This is a genomic window from Candidatus Paceibacterota bacterium (assembly GCA_041661265.1).
Taxonomy (GTDB): Bacteria; Patescibacteriota; Minisyncoccia; order JAHIHE01; family JAGLIN01; genus JBAZUT01.
This window is the reverse complement of the sequence record JBAZUT010000005.1, coordinates 38,257-56,516: the sequence shown is the minus strand read 5'-3', so window position 1 is coordinate 56,516 and position 18,260 is coordinate 38,257. Positions and strand designations below refer to the sequence as shown.

20 protein-coding genes are annotated in these 18,260 nt (G+C 40.7%); 18 read left to right on the top strand and 2 right to left on the bottom strand.

The window, feature by feature from the left end; genetic code table 11:
- Window positions 1-66 precede the first annotated feature (66 nt).
- The 6 genes from WC788_04910 to WC788_04885 all read left to right on the top strand — a co-directional run bounded on the left by WC788_04910 (window position 67) and on the right by WC788_04885 (window position 4,940).
- Window positions 67-948 carry a hypothetical protein gene (locus WC788_04910; protein MFA6096937.1) on the top strand — a complete coding sequence of 294 codons (882 nt, stop codon included), beginning with the start codon at window positions 67-69 and terminating at the stop codon, window positions 946-948.
- A gap of 66 nt (window positions 949-1,014) precedes the next feature.
- Window positions 1,015-2,103 carry an acetate/propionate family kinase gene (locus WC788_04905; protein ID MFA6096936.1) on the top strand — a complete coding sequence of 363 codons (1,089 nt, stop codon included), beginning with the start codon at window positions 1,015-1,017 and terminating at the stop codon, window positions 2,101-2,103.
- A gap of 23 nt (window positions 2,104-2,126) precedes the next feature.
- On the top strand, window positions 2,127-2,474 hold the full coding sequence (locus WC788_04900) for a hypothetical protein (protein MFA6096935.1): 348 nt from the start codon (window positions 2,127-2,129) through the stop codon (window positions 2,472-2,474).
- A gap of 67 nt (window positions 2,475-2,541) precedes the next feature.
- The gene (locus tag WC788_04895; protein MFA6096934.1) at window positions 2,542-3,120 is read left to right on the top strand and encodes a 2-oxoacid:acceptor oxidoreductase family protein; all 579 of its coding nucleotides are present in this window, start codon (window positions 2,542-2,544) and stop codon (window positions 3,118-3,120) included.
- Window positions 3,121-3,184: 64 nt separating this feature from the next.
- Complete coding sequence (locus WC788_04890) at window positions 3,185-3,490, top strand: 4Fe-4S binding protein (protein MFA6096933.1); 306 nt, start codon at window positions 3,185-3,187, stop codon at window positions 3,488-3,490.
- 205 nt (window positions 3,491-3,695) lie between these two features.
- Window positions 3,696-4,940: a UvrB/UvrC motif-containing protein gene (locus tag WC788_04885; protein ID MFA6096932.1), complete on the top strand. Its 1,245-nt coding sequence runs from the start codon at window positions 3,696-3,698 to the stop codon at window positions 4,938-4,940.
- An 18-nt stretch (window positions 4,941-4,958) separates the two neighbouring features.
- On the opposite strand, the gene WC788_04880 is transcribed toward WC788_04885, so the two are convergent.
- On the bottom strand, window positions 4,959-5,177 hold the full coding sequence (locus tag WC788_04880; protein MFA6096931.1) for a hypothetical protein: 219 nt from the start codon (window positions 5,175-5,177) through the stop codon (window positions 4,959-4,961).
- A gap of 142 nt (window positions 5,178-5,319) precedes the next feature.
- On the opposite strand from WC788_04880, the gene WC788_04875 reads away from it, so the two are divergent.
- The 8 genes from WC788_04875 (at window position 5,320) to WC788_04840 (ending at window position 11,728) form a co-directional block, all read left to right on the top strand.
- The gene (locus WC788_04875; protein ID MFA6096930.1) at window positions 5,320-6,081 is read left to right on the top strand and encodes a prolipoprotein diacylglyceryl transferase family protein; all 762 of its coding nucleotides are present in this window, start codon (window positions 5,320-5,322) and stop codon (window positions 6,079-6,081) included.
- Window positions 6,078-6,722: a thioredoxin domain-containing protein gene (locus tag WC788_04870; protein MFA6096929.1), complete on the top strand. Its 645-nt coding sequence runs from the start codon at window positions 6,078-6,080 to the stop codon at window positions 6,720-6,722. The genes WC788_04875 and WC788_04870 overlap by 4 nt, the downstream gene beginning before the upstream one ends.
- A gap of 91 nt (window positions 6,723-6,813) precedes the next feature.
- The gene (locus WC788_04865; protein ID MFA6096928.1) at window positions 6,814-7,737 is read left to right on the top strand and encodes a toast rack family protein; all 924 of its coding nucleotides are present in this window, start codon (window positions 6,814-6,816) and stop codon (window positions 7,735-7,737) included.
- 154 nt (window positions 7,738-7,891) lie between these two features.
- Window positions 7,892-8,251, top strand: a complete 360-nt coding sequence (locus tag WC788_04860) for a hypothetical protein (protein MFA6096927.1) — start codon at window positions 7,892-7,894, stop codon at window positions 8,249-8,251.
- A gap of 9 nt (window positions 8,252-8,260) precedes the next feature.
- Window positions 8,261-9,412 carry a glycosyltransferase gene (locus WC788_04855; protein MFA6096926.1) on the top strand — a complete coding sequence of 384 codons (1,152 nt, stop codon included), beginning with the start codon at window positions 8,261-8,263 and terminating at the stop codon, window positions 9,410-9,412.
- A gap of 16 nt (window positions 9,413-9,428) precedes the next feature.
- A complete protein-coding gene (locus tag WC788_04850; protein MFA6096925.1) occupies window positions 9,429-10,160 on the top strand; it encodes a glycosyltransferase in 732 nt (243 codons plus the stop codon).
- A 17-nt stretch (window positions 10,161-10,177) separates the two neighbouring features.
- The gene (locus tag WC788_04845) at window positions 10,178-10,969 is read left to right on the top strand and encodes a class I SAM-dependent methyltransferase (protein MFA6096924.1); all 792 of its coding nucleotides are present in this window, start codon (window positions 10,178-10,180) and stop codon (window positions 10,967-10,969) included.
- A gap of 138 nt (window positions 10,970-11,107) precedes the next feature.
- Complete coding sequence (locus WC788_04840) at window positions 11,108-11,728, top strand: hypothetical protein (GenBank protein ID MFA6096923.1); 621 nt, start codon at window positions 11,108-11,110, stop codon at window positions 11,726-11,728.
- Window positions 11,729-11,770: 42 nt separating this feature from the next.
- Here the strand turns inward: WC788_04840 and WC788_04835 are convergent, their stop codons facing one another.
- A complete protein-coding gene (locus WC788_04835) occupies window positions 11,771-12,562 on the bottom strand; it encodes a class I SAM-dependent methyltransferase (GenBank protein MFA6096922.1) in 792 nt (263 codons plus the stop codon).
- 173 nt (window positions 12,563-12,735) lie between these two features.
- Here WC788_04835 and WC788_04830 point away from each other — a divergent pair, with 173 nt between their 5' ends.
- The 4 genes from WC788_04830 to WC788_04815 all read left to right on the top strand — a co-directional run bounded on the left by WC788_04830 (window position 12,736) and on the right by WC788_04815 (window position 18,228).
- On the top strand, window positions 12,736-15,447 hold the full coding sequence (locus WC788_04830) for an HAD-IC family P-type ATPase (GenBank protein ID MFA6096921.1): 2,712 nt from the start codon (window positions 12,736-12,738) through the stop codon (window positions 15,445-15,447).
- Window positions 15,447-16,745: a UDP-N-acetylmuramoyl-L-alanyl-D-glutamate--2,6-diaminopimelate ligase gene (locus WC788_04825; protein ID MFA6096920.1), complete on the top strand. Its 1,299-nt coding sequence runs from the start codon at window positions 15,447-15,449 to the stop codon at window positions 16,743-16,745. Before WC788_04830 ends, WC788_04825 begins: the two co-directional genes overlap by 1 nt.
- Before the next feature lie 20 nt (window positions 16,746-16,765).
- A complete protein-coding gene (locus WC788_04820; GenBank protein MFA6096919.1) occupies window positions 16,766-17,551 on the top strand; it encodes a hypothetical protein in 786 nt (261 codons plus the stop codon).
- A 374-nt stretch (window positions 17,552-17,925) separates the two neighbouring features.
- Window positions 17,926-18,228 (top strand): hypothetical protein, encoded by a 303-nt coding sequence (locus tag WC788_04815; protein MFA6096918.1) that lies wholly within the window; start codon window positions 17,926-17,928, stop codon window positions 18,226-18,228.
- Window positions 18,229-18,260: the final 32 nt, after the last annotated feature.

Below are 18,260 nucleotides of genomic sequence, written 5' to 3'. Positions count from 1 at the left end.
AATAAATATATTTTTACAAAAGATGATATTGTTCAGGGATTATCCAATTGAATAATATAAAATAATATGATATATAAACATGTTATTAAAACAATTGCATTGTTGTTTGTCATTTTTGGGATAATAACTCTGTTATTTATCAGTATCTTAAAATCAGAGCCGGAGAAGTCTGAGGCCGATTCTCTAAAATCAGAGCCGGAGAAGCCTGAGGCCGATTCTCTAAAATCAGAGCCGGAGAAGCCTAATATATCTCAATATATTAAAACCAATAAACGTACTTATGCCTATGGAGAACCGGTTGAAATAACTGTTCTTGATGGTATTGGCGGAGTTTGTAGAATGGATATTGCTGGAACAAGACCCGATGTAGTATATTCACAAACGCGAACAGAATTTAAAATGGACAGCGTTTCTAAAAATCCATTTATTTGGGATCAGCAGTCTCGTGAATTTGAATGGGACATAAAAGCAAATAACTATAAATATTTTAAATGGTCAATTTATCCCGATGACTATAGGGTTTTAATATTTTGTAGTGTCAGAAGCGGACCTGGCGGACTTGGGGGTGGTTATAATATTAGAGATTCAGCCACGATAACAATAGAAGAGCCAACATCGTGTATGGAGAAAAGAATTGAAATTATCAAGCAAAGCTCAGACCTAAGCAAGAATATTTATTTAAAAATTAAGAATACAGGAACTCGGGATGTTGATAATGTTGAATTTTACGCGGGAAGATGCAAGCGCGGAGGAGTTGTTTGGGGCGGGACCGCGTTGAATTATAAGGATTTTTTGAGAAACGATGATGGAATAAAGGCGGGAGAGACAAAAGAATACACCTTGAATAATGAGGATAATTGTGAATACGATTTAATATATGTGCATATTTATGAGTGTTATGATGGAAACCCTGATACTTGGTCGAAAATTGTTCCTAAATATCAATAATCTTACAGTTTAGTTATATATTTTCTGAAATATCCTTGTTGGCGCTAAGAAATAAATTATTTAATTATGAATATCAATGATCAAATCCTGGTTCTCAATTCCGGCAGCACTTCTCTGAAGTACAAGCTTTTTGATTTCAAGTTGAAAGAATTAAATTCGGGATTTATCGAAGACATAGGCAAGGGAGAAATAAAGAATCACACTGAGGCGCTGAAAGAGGCCATAGGCAAGATCGGGAATGTCGAGAATATCAAATATGTCGGACACAGAGTGGTTCATGGGGGTGGAAAATATTCCGAGCCTATTTTGGTTAATCCTGAAATTTTGAAAGAGATCGAAAAAGTCAGTCATCTCGCTCCGCTTCATAATCCCGCCAATCTGGAAGGGATAAGGGCATCAATGGAGATCATAGGGGGTGCGCAAAATGTTGCGGTGTTCGACACGGCATTCTATAGGGATCTTCCGGAATACGCATATCTTTATGCCATACCGCGCCGGATGTTTGAAAAATATGGCATCAGGCGATATGGTTTTCATGGGATCTCGCATAACTATATTATGCTTGAAGCGGCAAAGCAGCTCGGGAAGCCGGCAAAGAGGCTGAATCTTATCACATGCCATCTCGGGGGAGGAGCCAGCATAACCGCGATAAGGAAGGGACGGGCGATCGATACATCCATGGGTTTCACTCCTATGGAAGGGCTTCCGATGGCCTCAAGATGCGGCGATCTGGATCCTGGAGTCATCCTCGAGCTGATCAAAAATACCGATATAGAAATAAAGGATTATACCGGGAAAGGAAGGGCATTCGATGTGGACTATCTTCTGAACCGGGAAAGCGGACTGAAAGGCCTTGCCGAGACCGAAAATGACAGCATTTATGAAATATCCCACAACGCAAAGCTGGGGAATGAAAAAATGATAAGCACTCTTCAGATCTATGCGTACAGGATCAGGAAATACATCGGAGCATATAAAGCGATATTGGGAGATGTGGATGCCATTGTTTTTTCCGGAACTGTGGGATTCAGAAGTACTCAGATAAAAAAGATGATTCTGGTGGGATATAAAGATATAAAAGACATAAAAAAACTCGTGATCAAAACCGATGAGGAACTGATGATCGCAAAGGAGATTATTAAAATGTCAAAATAATGGAAAAATATGACAGGAAAAATATGAAAATAGTAAAAGTAATTATTGCGTTGATCGTGTGGGTTGTTTATATTTATTTATTCAATATTTTCATATCGCCATCGTATATTGTTTCCGAAAAGAGTATTTTGCCTCAAGACATAAAAATATTATTAATGAATGTAAATGACTGGCTGTTGGGAATTATCGCAACATTTTCAGTCTTAACTGTTATATGCGGAGGAGCTGGATATATTATTTATCGCCTTACCGATAATAAAGAAAAAGAACAAATGTTCAAGAAAATGCTGAAGTTCGGTTTGATCGTTTTGTTTTTTGCCACGCTGACGTATTCGTTGACGGTAGTTGTTATAGGTGATCCCATTTATTAGCCGGCTTTTACAAATTACGGAAAAAAACGTATAATATACTCATAAAGATAAAATGTAACCTAAAAAAATGATTGGAGAAATATATCAAATAAGGATTCATTCAAGGGGAGGACAAGGCGCAAAGACGGCTGCTCAGGTCATCGCCGAGGCGGCAATTGAAGAGGATATTTTTGCGCAGGCTTTTTCCGAATACGGACCGGAGAGGTCGGGGGCCCCGATGAAGACATTTCTTCGTGTGAGTGAGAAGCCCATAAGGATATACAGCGATGTCGAGTCGCCGGACATGGTCGTGGTTCTTGATCCGTCGCTTCTTCCGAGCGTTGACGTTGCAGGCGGACTCATTGATGATGGCATTGTCATAGTAAACACTTGCGATACGGCTGAAAATGTCAGGAGCAAGCTGAGTAAAAAGAATTGCAAGATCTATATAATCGATGCCAAGGGGATAGCAATGCGGATAATCGGAAGAGATCTTCCGAATACCGCGATAATGGGAGCGATGATCAAGCTTGTTCCGCTGATCCCGTATGAACACGCCATCGAAGAAACGAAAGAGATGTTCGGGAAGAAGGTTTCGGAAGATATTGTGAACAAGAATGTCGAGGCGCTGAAAGAGGGATACAGAGTAATTTCAAATGCCAAATAGAAATTTAAGATCAAATTAAAAGCGTTTAAATGCCTGTTTGTTAAAATATTAAAATAACTTCACTATGGCGCTAAAAACTTCAAAAGAAATACCAATAGGCGGAAAAATAATCGAGGCCGGAAACTCGAAGCAGTTCAAAACGGGAAGCTGGAAAGCAAAAATGCCCATTCGCGACAAAGACAGGTGCATCCACTGCATGCGGTGTGCTGTTTTCTGTCCTGACATGGCGATAAAAGTAAAAAAGATCAAGCTTGAGGATGGAAGAGAAAAGATGGAAGTCGGGGAAACCGATATGGATTTTTGCAAAGGCTGCGGGATCTGCGATGTAGAATGCCCCGTTAAGGCTATACGGATGGAGAATGTGTGCTAATGGCTATTGCATAACATAGCGTATTGATTTATACCATAGTTAGACCTATGGTATTATTATGGCAGTCTTTAGCTTGCAGATAATTTCTAATTTCTAATTTTAAATTTCTATTAAATTTTTAATGACAGAATGCTTAAAGCATGGTTGCATTAGTTTAGTAAATTAAGAACTGTCAGCACGCATATTTATATAAAATGTAATATACATGTCAGATAATTCAAACAAATTAAAGAAAAAAATAAGAAATTTTCCGGATTCTCCGGGTGTATATATAATGAAGGGTGCATCGGGGGAAATTATCTATATCGGGAAAGCGACATCTTTGAAAAAAAGGGTGTATTCTTATTTTTCAAAAGCGCTGGACAATAAGACCGAAAAGCTCATAGGTGAAGTGGCGGATATCGGTTACAGAAATACTGCAAGCGCGGTCGAGGCGTTGATCCTTGAGGCGAATCTTGTCATGCGATATATGCCGAAATACAATATTAAACTCAAGGATGACAAATCATTCGCGAATATCCTGATAACTGATGAAAAATATCCGAGGATCATCGTGGCAAGGCCAACCGACAGGAAAAAACCCAAAGCCAAGTATGTTTTCGGTCCGTATCTCAGCAAGGATAGCGCTCTGCAGGTCGTTGACTTTCTGATCAGGACATTTGATCCGCCCGAAAAGGGGAGGGGGACTTCCGGTCTTTATCGAAGATATTACATGAAAGGATATTCTTCGGGAAGAATAGAAGATGTTTCGCTTTCACAGTATGCCAAAATAATAAGTAATATACGACTTTTTCTGGAGGGCAGGAGAGAAAGGATATTGAAGAAATTGAAGAGAGAAATGAAAGAAGAGTCGAAAAAAATGAATTTTGAAAATGCCGGAAAGATCAGAAATACGATCTTTGCGCTGGAACACATCAGGGATATTGCTTTCATCAAAAGAGAAGATGTTCTGGCGGAGTCCTTCCGGAAATATCCTCATCGCGCGGAGTGCTATGATATATCAAATATCTCGGGCGAGCTTTCTGTCGGCAGTATGGCGGTATTCACTGACGGAAAGCCGGATAAAGGCGAATACAGGAAATTCAGAATAAAGAAAGTTTCTGGATCGAATGACGTTGCAATGCTGAAGGAGGTGCTCGAAAGAAGATTCAGGCGTTCTGATTGGTCAATGCCTGATCTTGTTGTTATTGATGGCGGGCTGGGCCAAAAGAATATGGCACAGGCCGTTATTGAAAGCTATGGTTACAAGATTCCCATCGTTTCTATCGCCAAGGGTCCTTCCCGGAAAGGGGAGAAACTGTTTTTTTCGGCAAGCCGGGGTTTCATGTTCCCAGACGTCAGCTTTATAAAAAAAATACGCGATGAGGCGCACAGATTTGCGATAAATTATCACAGGAGCCTGCGAAAGCTGAAAAGAATAAAAAGGAACGGCATTTCTGCCGTCCTTTGAAAACCGATGTTGGTATTATTACTGTATCGAGTCAACGCCATGCTTTTTCAGGGTTTCTTCCATGTTTTCTTTGTCTTTCTTTTCAGTATCATCGGAAGGTTTTTCTGTCGCAATAACCATATTTCCGTCAGGTCTATTTTTAATCTTAACATCCACGCCTTCTTTCTCGAGATCTTCTACTGTAGGTTTGTTAACATCTGGTCCATATACGACTCCTGCTTCTTCGAATTTTGGCATTTTTTTGTCTTATAATTGATTAAAGTTCACCCAATTGCTCTTATAGTATAGCATAAAAAAACATAAAAATCAAGACCCATAAAATACGATAAACGGACCTATGTGATAATAAAATGATATCATAATTAATTAAATCCATTCCATGATCCCTTATTTCCCGCTTAGTTCGATACAAGTCGGACCGATAACATTGCAAATGTGGGGATTTTTTGCATCTCTCGGAGTATTGTTTTCGCTGTTTATTTCTTTGGTTAGGGCGAAAAAAGCCGGGATCGATGAGGAAGTGATTTACAATTCATTTCTTATCGCACTTATTGTAATGATAGCCGGCGCAAAAATATTTTATATTATATTTTCAGCAGCACGTGATATTTCCATCGACAGCTTGATTTATGGCGGAGGATTTTCTTTTTTCGGAGGGGCGATATTTTCAGCAGTCACAATTTATTCGTATCTCAAATATAAAAAGCTGGATGTTCTGAAAGTTGCGGACATTCTGACGCCGGGACTTGCCGTTGCGCTTATATTCATCAGGACCGGCTGTTTTCTTGTCTATGACCATGTTGGGAGCATAACGGATCTTCCATGGAGCATCGCATATTCGGACGGATCCTGGAGGCATCCGGCTTCTCTTTATCTTCTTCTCGGAAATGTTGTTATTTTTTGCATTATCTGGTATCTTGAAAAAAGAAAGTCGTATTTTAGGGCCGGAGCGATCTTTTTTGTTTTCCTTGTACTGTATTCAGTTTTCAGATTCATATTTGATTTTACGCGTTGCGCGGATCTCGGGATCTGTGAAAGCCGCTATTTCGATCTCACTTACACGCAACTGTCATTGCTTGCAGTATTTCCGGTTTCCGTATATTATCTTTATAGATTATTATCAAATAAAATACAAAAATGAATAACAAACAGGCAAATTCATTCAATAACTTATTTTCCAATCCGATTTTCTTGCTTCTGGCGTTCATATCCGTCCTGGCGGCATTATTCTATTTTTTTAACTCGACAGGCGGTGACGCAAATTCCCATGCCAATATTGATTATGAAAAAAAGGACGGAAAAGTGGCAATAATCGAATATGGCGACTATCAATGTCCGGCCTGTATCAATGAACATTTTGTTGTTGAACGGATATTAAGCGAGTACGGGGATAAGGTTTTTCTGGAATACAGGCATTTTCCCTTGCCATTCCATGAGTATGCCATGAAAGCTGCGGTTGCCTCGGAATGTGCAAGAGACCAGGGAAAATTTACAGAGATGCATAATGCTCTTTATGAAAGCCGGGGAAATCTGGGAGTTGATAGCTTAAGAAAATATGCCGGGGAAATCGGTCTTAACGTGGATATTTTTAATCCTTGTCTTGACAGTGATAGTCACAAAGATAAGATAGAAAAAGATACGGAGCAAGGAAATAAAGACGGGATAGTCGGAACCCCGACTTTCTATATTAACGGAAGGCTTCTTGTGAATTCCGAAAACGACAGATATTTGCCGAGATTGGAGGATTTCAAGAGAGAGATCGATGCAGAACTCGGTAAATAGATCGAATATCGGAATCGGGCCGGAACAAGAATGTAACCACTCATTCTTGTTTTGTTGTATCGGCGAATCTGTGCTATAATAGTTATATTAAATGTCAGATATATCTATGGATATAAAGTTTAATGTAGACAGGGTATCCAACGGATTATATATCCTGTTTTTGGGTTTTATTTTCTTGTGGATGTCGTTGGGTTTTGTAAAATGGAATATGGTTTTTCAATTATTGAGGCTTTGGCCGCTGCTTTTTATTATTGTCGGAATTGACCTTATTTTAAGGAGAACCCGTCTTTCTTTTTTGCGAGTCTTGGCGCCGCTTGTCGTGATGGGGGTTACTTTCGGTCTGATAAATGTTGCGCAGGATGGGAACATCTTTCAGCCCAGAATAATTGAAAAACAGAAGATCAGCCGTGATAATTTATCGCCGGAAAAAACAGCAGATCTGAGCCTTGATTTCTATTCCGGAAAACTTCAAATAAGCGATGGAGGAGCTGAATTGTTCAGCGTTGATATGTCTATGCCGCAAGGAGAGGAGCCGAATTTGGTATCCAAGACCTTCGAAAAAGAAGATCTTTATCAGATAGCCGACAGCAGTGTCAGCAATTATATTTATAGTCCGTGGGATGGCGATCATAATTGGGATTTCAGATTGAATAAGGAAGCCCCTATCAAGCTGAATCTGAAAACCTATACCACTATAAACGAGATAGATCTTTCAAAACTATCGGTTGCAGATTTTAATCTTGAATCCAATTTCAGTTCAAGCAGAATAATAGTTGCGCCAAAGTCGGGCAGGATGAGCATTAATGCGAACAGTTCGTACGTAACCCTTGAGATACCGAAAAAAGTCGGCGTAAAATTGAAACTCGAGAAAATGTTCATAGTGGATAATTTTGCCGAGCTTGGGCTTACTCAGGGATTTAAAGAATACACAAGCATGAATTATGGCGAATCCGAAAAGAAAGTGGATATATATTTGAATCTGAAACTATCGCAGATCGAGATAAGATTTTATTAAACAGGCTCTGGCAATATTAATCATTATCATGTAAACGGTGGGCGGTTTCTATTATAGACTTATATCTAAACACAAGAGGAGGATGAGCTTTGCTATTCTTACTTCTTTTTTATTTACTTTTATTTTCGTTAGGACTTATGTAAGATTGGGGCGCATGGGAATTATTGAAGATCCGAATTTGTATATCAGGGGATATCACATCCATCATCTGAATTATGGGATATTTATTCTTGCGATCGCAGGTCTCCTCGCCCTTTTCTTTCTTAATACGAAGAACAGGCTGAGGATAGGCGCTTTGTATGGAGTCGGTCTTGCTTTGACCTTTGATGAATTCGGAATGTGGCTGAAACTGGAGGACGATTATTGGTCCAGGCTGAGCTATGACGCAATGATCATCATCACGATCGTCTTCGCAAGTATGGTATATATGCCGTCTTTTTGGTACAAGCTAATCGAACATATTCAAAGTTGGGCTAATGGGTTTGTGAAAATAAAAAATAAAATTAAACACTAATTAAAACGCATGAAAGTAGGAATGTTCATCAACTATTACATACCTTCCAAGGGCGGTATGGAAACGTCCGTAATAAATCTCTGCAAGGGTCTTGTTCGGGCCGGCCACGAACCGTTTGTCTTTGCTCCGAAATATCCCGGCTATACCGACAAGGAAAAGAACATATTCAGATATGAAAGTTTTCGTTTCAATTACGGCGGGTATTATTATGTTATTCCGCTGCCTTTCATGTCTCACATGGAAGAAACAGTAAAAAAACTGAATCTGGATATAATCCATTCCCATCAGCCTTATTCTCTCGGGGATGAGGCGATGAAATATGCAAGGATGCTCAAGATACCGCTTGTTTTTACTTATCATATCAAATATGAGGATTATTCCCATTATATTCCGCTTCTCCCAAGTTCTATCGCAAAAGGCTTGATAAGAAAGATCACGACCGGTTATAGCAATAAGAGCGATGCGGTCATAGCTCCGTCCGGCGCCATAAAAAAGTTACTGCTTGACGGTGGCGTATCCTCCAGAATAGAGATCATTCCGAGCGGGATAAATATCGACGAGTTTGCAAAAGGAACCGGCAGAAGGGAAGAGCTCCGCGCCAAATATAAGATCAGCCCGAATGACGTCGCCCTTATAACCGCATGCAGGATCACCGAGGAAAAGAATGTGAAATTCCTTGTCGAGGCTTTCAATAAGATAAAGAAGACCTGTGTGAATGCGAAATTCATCATAGTCGGGGACGGAGCGGTGAAAAAGGATCTGGAGGCGATGGTGAAGGATTTTGGAATAGAAAATGATGTGGTTTTTACGGGACTGGTGAATAAGGAGGAGATCATCAGCCTTTATCAGGCAAGCGATATATTCGTTTTTGCGTCGCTGACCGAGACGCAAGGGCTTGTCGCGGTTGAGGCGATGTCTGCCGGAATTCCTGCCGTTGCGGTCAGAGCAAGCGGGATCGAGGATATGATCATAAGTGGAGAAGACGGGATATTAACCGATAATAATGTCGATGAATTTTCATCTTCTGTGATAAAAGTCATAAATGACAGAGATCTGAGGAAGAGGCTATCGGATCAAGCCAAGATCAATTCCAAGAAGTTTACTATAGAATTGTGGACCGAAAAGATCGTAAAGTTATATGATAGTCTCATCAAGAAATAATAATTAATATAGAAATATGCCAACTTTATCAATCGTTATTCCTACGAAGAATGAAGAGAAATTTCTTCCAAGGCTTCTCGAAAGCATAAAAAAACAAACTTTCAGGGATTATGAGATTATTGTTTCGGATAATGGCTCAAAGGACAGAACCAAGGAAATAGCAGGCAGTTTTGGATGCAAGGTGGTCAAGGGGGGGCTTCCCGGAAGGGCAAGGAATATGGGCGCAAAAGTCGCAACCGGAACAGTGCTTCTTTTTTTGGATTCCGATACTGAGCTTAAGAGCGCTGATTTTTTGGAAAAGGCCTTGGAAGAATTTAAAAAAAGAAAAATAGACATCGGGGTTCCTCTTATGGCCCTTCAGGGAGTCAAACTTGATAAACTATATTTTGATTTTTGGAACAAACTGACAAATCTTTTCCAATTTTCCCTGACGCCTTTTGGCGGGGGGTGGTGTATATTCATAAAGAAAGACCTTCATAGAAAGATCAAGGGATTTGACGAGAGAATAACTCTGGGAGAGGATTCTGATTATGTGCAAAGGGCTGTTCAATATAAACTTTTCAAGGTTAAATTCAGGGTGATAAAAAGCGTTAAGATAGATGTTTCAACCCGCCGTCTGGAAAAAGAAGGACATTTGAAGGTTGCGATCCAGAGTCTCGGAACAGGTTTGCACTGGGTGCTTCTTGGAAAGGACAGAAAGAATAAGTTCAAATATGAATTCGATATCTACGATAAAGAAAAAAAGTAAACATTAGCGACAAAAACATGAAAAATTCGTTTGAGATTGCGCAGGACCGGGAGACTGAACTGACAAGCGAGGAAAAGTTCAATTTGGCGAAGAAAAAACATCCGGATCCGAGGTCTTTTATGGACAAAATTAAGCACAGTATCCAGGAGGCCGCGCCGGTTCAGGATTGGCTCGAAAAAAGGGCGGAGAATATGGTAAAAGAATCCGGAGTAAATGAAGTGATCGAAGGATATGACGCTGAAGAAAAGATCAGAATTGCGGACATCGGAGGCGGGACGCAACATATTGAAAAAGAAATAATAAAAAATAATCCCGGCAAAAACGTAAGTACGGTTGGAATAGACCTTAAGGACTATGCTTCGGGAGCAATTTCTGGATCAGGGGAAGGAAAAAAAATAAATACAGTTTTTGGAAGCGGACAAGAATTGCCCATTAAAGAAAAGTCAGTTGATGTTGCAACATCTTTTTTCACTTTTCAGGAGCTGAGTCATGAGGATCAGGAGAAAATGCTGGATGAGATGATCAGGATAATTAAAGATGACGGCAAAATAATAATTGTAGATGAACCGCCACAGGGCATGACCGAAGAGGGAATTTTTGCCAGGGCAAAAAATATACTGAGGAATGTGAATGTTTCGGAATATAATGTGCATAGCGGCGAAGAATGGAGAGATCTTTTCGAAAAAAAAGGATTAAAGATAGTTGATAAGAAGGAATTCAGAGAGGATGGCAAGGAAGTGGATGAAAAGAATCCCGCTCAGTTTTTCTCGTATATAGTCGAGAAAGCCGAGAAGAAAATTGAGAATTAATTTCTCTGTTTGCATGGAAAGGACGGTCTTTAAACCGCCCTTTTTTGTTTAAAATAAGCCTGATTTCAGCTAAATGCTATTGACAAATGCGCCATTCCGCTGTAATATGTATCGTCAGGCATTTGGAGGTGTTTGATTATGATGGAAATATGGTTAATGTTCATCGGAATGCTTCTTGAAGCAATTTCGATCGCGTGGGCATACTTCGAGATCCAGATCGAGGGCCCCAATTCATGGGCAAGCGGATTGCCCTATTCCTGGAAAAAAGACGTGAGCTGGTTTTCGAAGCCTATAACCGGCTACCATGTATCGCTTGGAGCACTGGGATTGCTCGTACTGTTGTTTCCGCTCGTGATCGTTTCGCTGGTAATAGGCATAGAACCTATCGTTAATTATCTGAAAAACTTGGGCGGCATGAATTTGATCAGCTTGTTTTCGAAAACAATACTGATCTCGTTGAGCTTGCTGCTGGCCATCGTGCTCCATGAAGATTTTTTATGGAATGTCATAAACCCCGATCCAAGGTTCGGTGTCAAGGATTTCAAGAAAAAATATCCCCAAGTCGGGAAAACATGGTACATCCCGCATACGCCGATGCCCATAGACTTTGTCATAATGACAACGTTATCGCTCATATTGGCATTATTTGCAGGGATGATTGCCGAGTGGCTGGTGATATTTGCCACGATGCTGGCAATAACCCTGGTGATAGCGAGAGCAAGATATAAATATGACCTGAGTCAGGAAAAAGCAACATAAAAAGAGGAAAACCCTCTTTATTTTTTTTGCCGATATCAATGCTTATTTTTTTCGGCAAATGACCATCAGATTGCTGCTCAGTTTGTTCAGCACGGGTATTTTTTCAAATATGTCATTCATGGCCATTATTGCATTTCCGAATAAATTATAAAGATATCTGACGAAAAAGGGAAATCTGCTGAGTATGATCGGAAGGGTTAATTGATATCCTTTTGCTTCTACGGTAAATCCCGGATCCGTCACTCTTTTTTCCAGCTCTTCCATGCTGAGGGGCTTGTCGTGGCATGGATGTCCGATGGTTTTTTGGAATCTTTCCGTATATGAAAACCTGTTGGGGTAGAGAAATATATAGAACAGGCCTCCCGGCTTCAGGATGCGATATATTTCTTTCAGGGAGTTCTCCTGGTCTTTGACATGTTCAAGTACGCCGATCCCGAAGATTGCATCAAAACATCCCGCTTCAAAGGGTAACCTGTCTTCATTGTTGTCAACGATCTTGTTGAGGTTTTCTTTTCCAGCCAAGGTTTCCCATGGCGGCGAAGATAGCACGTCGTAGGAAATTATATCAAGATCCGGCCTGAGCGATCTCAGCATGAAACTTGCATCCCCATACCCGCATCCCCAGTCAAGCACTTTTGAGTTTTCCGGGATATTATCCGCCAGGAACCTTGATATCCGGAAATTCCGGTAAATCGGAAGGTCAAACAGGAAATGATCTTCAAGATATTTTATCCCGGGAATATATCTTCGGTCATTTGCGGAAAGTTCGATGGAAATTCTCGCGCATTTCTTTATGTCATCGAAAAAGTATGCGTATTTATTGTTTATTATCATGGCTGGTTGTCTGATTATTCGGCATAATATCCTGTTACACTAATTTTAGTATACTCGCGGATATTATACAAATAATACTATACCTCTGAGCTTTGTTTGCGGCGTTCGCTTTTGCCCGAAAGCCGGAATTATGCTATTTTAATAGTATAAAGCCATAAATATTCAATATAAAAATGAGAACAGAAAATCTTTTCGATCTTAGCATAAAAGAAGTTCTTGATGCCCTAAAAACGTCCCGAACCGGACTTAGCGGGGAAGAGGTGCAAAAAAGGCTTAAAAAGTATGGAAACAACAAGCTTCCCGACAAAAAAAGGTTCACATATTTCAGTATTGCCATAAATCAATTCAAGAGCCCTTTGGTCTATATATTATTCATCGCCGCCATCATTTCATTTTTTCTGAATGAGTTGAATGACGCCGTGGTCATACTTTTTGCCGTTTTTCTCAATACGATCGTGGGATTCATCCAGGAAGCGAAGGCGGAGAACGGACTGGCGAGATTGAAAGAGATGGTTGAACATCGGTCGCATGTTATAAGAAACGATATAGAGATGGATATCAATTCCATGGATATTGTTCCGGGCGATGTTGTTGTGCTAAGGGGGGGAGATAGGATCCCGGCGGATGGAAGGTTGATAGAGGTTCATGAGCTTGAGGTGGACGAATCCAGTTTGACGGGAGAATCCATTCCTGTGGGAAAAGTCGTCGATATAAAAGACCGGAAGGGAAATCTTGAAAATAAAGACAATATGGTCTACATGGGAACATCTGTTGCAAGCGGGAGGGGTCAAATGATTGTGAGTTTGACCGGCATCGGTACGAAATTTGGCCAAATAGCAGTTCTTCTGAAGGAAACCAAGGAGGAAGATACTCCTCTTCAGGTACAGCTGGCCAAATTCAGCAAATCGTTCGGAATAATGACCTTTGCCATCATAGTCGTTATTCTGGTCATAGGTCTTATGGCTGGCATTAAGTTTGTGGAGATATTCACTGTTTCGGTTGCAGTTGCCGTAGCTGCCATTCCGGAAGGGTTGTTGGTCGCGCTTACCGTAGTTCTTGCGATAGGAATGCAGAGGATATTGAAAAACGGATCTTTGGTGCGAAAACTGATCGCCGCCGAAACGCTTGGGAGCACGACCGTGATCTGCACCGACAAGACCGGAACGATAACCAAGGGAGAGATGGAGGTTGATCATGTCATAACATTGAGTTCGGTATTCTTAATGGCGAAGGCGAAAAATACCACAGAGAGAATAGTTGAAGAGGAAAAGCACAATCTGGATCATATGATAGCGATCAAGATCGGAATGATATGCAACAATGCCATTGTCGAAAATCAGAACGAAGAGCTGGAAAACTGGAAGATACATGGCGATTATACCGAAAAAGCCCTTCTTTTTTCCGGATTGGTCGTCGGTTATGACTTTCAGGAGATCAAAGATGTATACAGGAGAATAGATGAAATACCTTTCAACTCGGAAAGGAAGCTGATGGCAACATTAAACAGGAGCGGCGAAAATAATTATGAGGTGTATGTAAAGGGAACTCCCGAGGAGATAATAGCGAGATCAAAACATGTTTTAGTGGAAGGCAAGACCAGGAAGATCTCTGAGGAGGATCTCAGATTTTTCAAGAGAAATCAGAACGAATTGAGCAAGAAGGGTCTTAGGGTCATTGCGGTCGCATTCAAGCGCGCAGAAGCGGAAATTGCGGAAAAATTCGATGAAAAAAATGAGGAAGAGATCGTAAATAATCTTACGTTTGTCGGACTTATTGCGATCAAGGATCCGATCAGGCCGGAAGCCAGAAAAACGATAGAAATGGCCAGGGCGGCCGGATTGAAGGTTGTGATGATAACCGGCGACAACCGCGCTACGGCAAAGACGATCGCCTTGGAGCTGGGAATGAAGGTTGAAGACAATAATATCCTGGACGGCTATGAGCTTGATGAGATGAGCACGAAAGACTTCAATAATATTGTGAGCAAGATCAAGGTCTATGCGAGGGTTTCTCCTCATCACAAATCGAGGATCGTGGATGCGCTTCAGAATAAAGGAGAAGTGGTTGCGATGACCGGTGATGGTGTTAATGACGCTCCGGCTCTGAAGTCGGCTGACATCGGAATAGCCCTCGGAAGCGGAACGGAAGTTGCAAAGGAAACGGCTGATATCGTTCTTTTAGATAATAATTTCAAGACGATCATAACCGCGATCGAACAGGGAAGGCTAATCTTCGACAATCTGAGAAAAGTGACTCTTTATCTTGTCTCTGACAGTTTCAGCGAGGTTGTCGTTATCGGAGGAAGCCTGCTGATCAGCATTGCTTATAAGTTGGACAGCCACACCTTGCCTCTTGCGGCGGCACAGATCCTTTGGATAAATCTTATTACCGACAGTTTTTCCAATGCCGCTCTTTCTGTTGAACCGGGGGAAAAAGAGATAATGAACGAACCGCCAAGAAAAAAGAACGAACCGCTTTTGAATTTTGAAATGAAGGTACTGATAGTCATTGTTAGCATGACAAAAGGCCTAATCGCTCTGGGCTTGTTCTACTACGTGATCGGAGCAACGGGTAATTTCCAGAAAGCAAGCACGATCGCTTTTACTATCCTTGCGGTCGGTTCTCTTTTTTATGCTTTCTCGATCCGATCATTAAGGCGTACGATATTTCAGAAAGATATCTTTTCGAATATATATCTTGTTCTGGCGACGGTCGTAGGATTTTCTCTCCAGCTCGTTGCGATCTATAATGAATATTTCCAGAGGATCCTCAAAACGGTTCCGCTGGACATGAATGACTGGTCGCTGATATTCTTTGCCATAATTTCCGTAATGTTCGTAGTGGAGAGTGTCAAGTATTTATTTATAATAAAGGAGAAAAAATAATGTTATATAGAGTTAAAAAAGTGTTAAGAAAATTAGTGCCCTATGGGATGATCCTGCATTTTCATAAATGCCGGTCGGTCGCGGCGATGGTTCTTAACGGTTTTCCGGCTCGGAGAATGAAGGTTATTGCAATTGCCGGTACAAAAGGAAAAACAACAACCACGAACATGATAGCCAAAGTGATGGAAGCGGGCGGATATAAAGTGGCGATGCTTTCCACGGCAAATTTCCAGATCGGAAAGACAAAATGGCTGAACAATGTCAAACTCACAACCCCATCTCCTTTCTATCTTCATAATTTCCTGAAGAAAGCTTCAAAGGAAAAATGCGATTATGCGATCATAGAGGTTTCCTCGCACGGCCTGGTGCAATATAGGCACTATGGGATAAAATATCAGACGGTCGTTCTTACGAATATGATGAGCGACCACCTCGATTATCACAGGACCTATGAGAATTATAAGAATTCTCATGATGCGCTGATAACGAAAGATTTGAAGAATCTTATCATAAACTATGACGACGAGGACCTCCGAAGCTTTTTGTCTGATACGAAAGCCAACAGATATGTCTTCAGCCTTAAGGGTTACAGTGAAATACCGGATGCGAATCTGGTCCGGGCGAGCGAGATAGTTTTTTCAAAGACCGGATCCGGCTTCACAATCATATTCAATCGAGAAGATAAAAGATCGGTCAATATTCCGCTTATCGGAGAGTTCAATATATATAATTCTCTTGCGGCATTTTGCGCCGGGCTCGCAGAAGGGATCTCTCCCGATAACATAAAATCCGGACTTGAGTCCGTAAAAGAGGTTCCCGGACGCCTTGAAAAGATCGCGGAAGGACAGAACTTCGATGTGATCGTGGATTATGCTCATTCTCCGGATTCGCTGAAAAGCGTTTATTCCGCAGTTAAGCCATACGTCAGAAACAGGCTTATTGCAGTTCTTGGCGGGACCGGCGACAGGGATGCATCGTATAGAGCAAAAGCTGGGAAGCTTGCCGATGAATATGCGGACGTTGTGATCGTTACCAACGAAGATCCGTACAGTGAAGATCCCGAGAAGATAATGGATCAGGTCCTGTCCGGCATAAGGAATAAGAAGGCGGGCAAAGATCTGTTCAGGATATATGATAGATCGGAAGCGATCGAAAGAGCGATAAAAATGGCGGCCATGGGAGATATGGTTATTATTACCGGCAAAGGAGCCGAGCAGTTCATGGTGGTCGGGGACAAGAAAATACCCTGGGATGACAGAGTTATCGCCAGAAATGCATTGAAAGCGGATAAAATATAAAAATTAGCATCCATACTATTATGGCAAGGAGCGGGAAGCATAGTTTCGACCTGACAATCTTGGCCTTTTTTGCAGTACTTGCATCTTTCACTACTGTTTTACTGCGAACTAATTTTTTGATTTCGACATTGTTGTTTTTCGGATTGCCATCCTGCTATCTGTCTTGCAGGAGAATGGGATTAGTGAAAAAAAGCGCGCTTTTTTCATTGCTGTTCACTGTACCACTGACAACATTCTTGGATTATATGGCCGTACTGGACAAATCCTGGTTCGTACCGGTTACGGTTTTCGATTCAAGGCTTTTCGGAGTGGTGCCTTATGAGGATTTTATTTGGGCATTCTTTTTTGTATATCTTATAGTCATATTTTACGAATATTTTTTGGATCATGGCAAAGAGGGGGATGGATTGCCAAAGAGTATCGTATATATGGTTTTGCTGTTCAATTCTTTGCTGGCTGTCTTTTTTTTGATCCTAAAGATCGATCCGGAGATGCTTCATATTGAATTTTTCTATTTAAAAGGCGGCATCATAGTCGCATTAATTCCGCTTGTTCTTGTCTTATCATTTTTTCCTGCGCTTCGGAAAAAGTGTTTTGCGACAGTTGCTTACTTCTCACCGCTTTTTCTGTTTTTTGAATTGTCAGGCCTGTACGCGAATCAATGGGAATTCAATGAGGGGAAATTTGTGGGCTTGGTGGGCATTTCAAGATTGCGATTTCCCATAGAAGAGCTTATTTTCTGGATCATTTTGGGCTCGGTGTGGATCCTGTCGTATTATGAATTTTTTGCAGATGACAAGAATTAGGATCAGGATAAACAAAAACACGGGCTTGACCCGTTTTTTGTACTTTCTGTGTTTATTTTTGTTTTTTCTGTTAATACCGATTCTCTCCTCTTTCTGATATAATTATTAATTATAATGATTAGAATGTGTCTGTCAAGGCCTCTTAAATTCAGAATTATGCCGTATAAATGTATAATTTACCTATAGTTATTGAATTGCATATTTCGGTAATATTTGCTAAAATCAAATTAACCGATAATGGCGCATAATATTGACATTATTGGAATCCTATATTAATATAGATATGTTGCAATATAAGGCAAATAAAGCTGTTTTTTGCGTAGTTCGTTGCATATATTAGCCCTATTGATAGCTAATAAACCATATACAAACAAATGTCAAAATCAAATCAAATGCCGAATTTGCAGATTATGAGCAAGTGCCCGATGTGCGATTTTAAGTATGAGAAAGACAACATTAGGATCATAGAGAAGAAAGAGGGGCTGATAACTTTATATATGAATTGCACGCAATGTAAAAGCTCGCTTATGATGGTCATAATGACGGGGGCTCTCGGGATAACTTCCGTAAGCACCATGACTGATATCGTTGAGGATGATATCGAGAGGATCAGCGGAAACAGTATTGATTATGACGATGTTCTGGAGATGCATAGATTTTTGGAAGAATGCAAATAAAATTAATTTAAATATTTAAAAAGGATAATAGT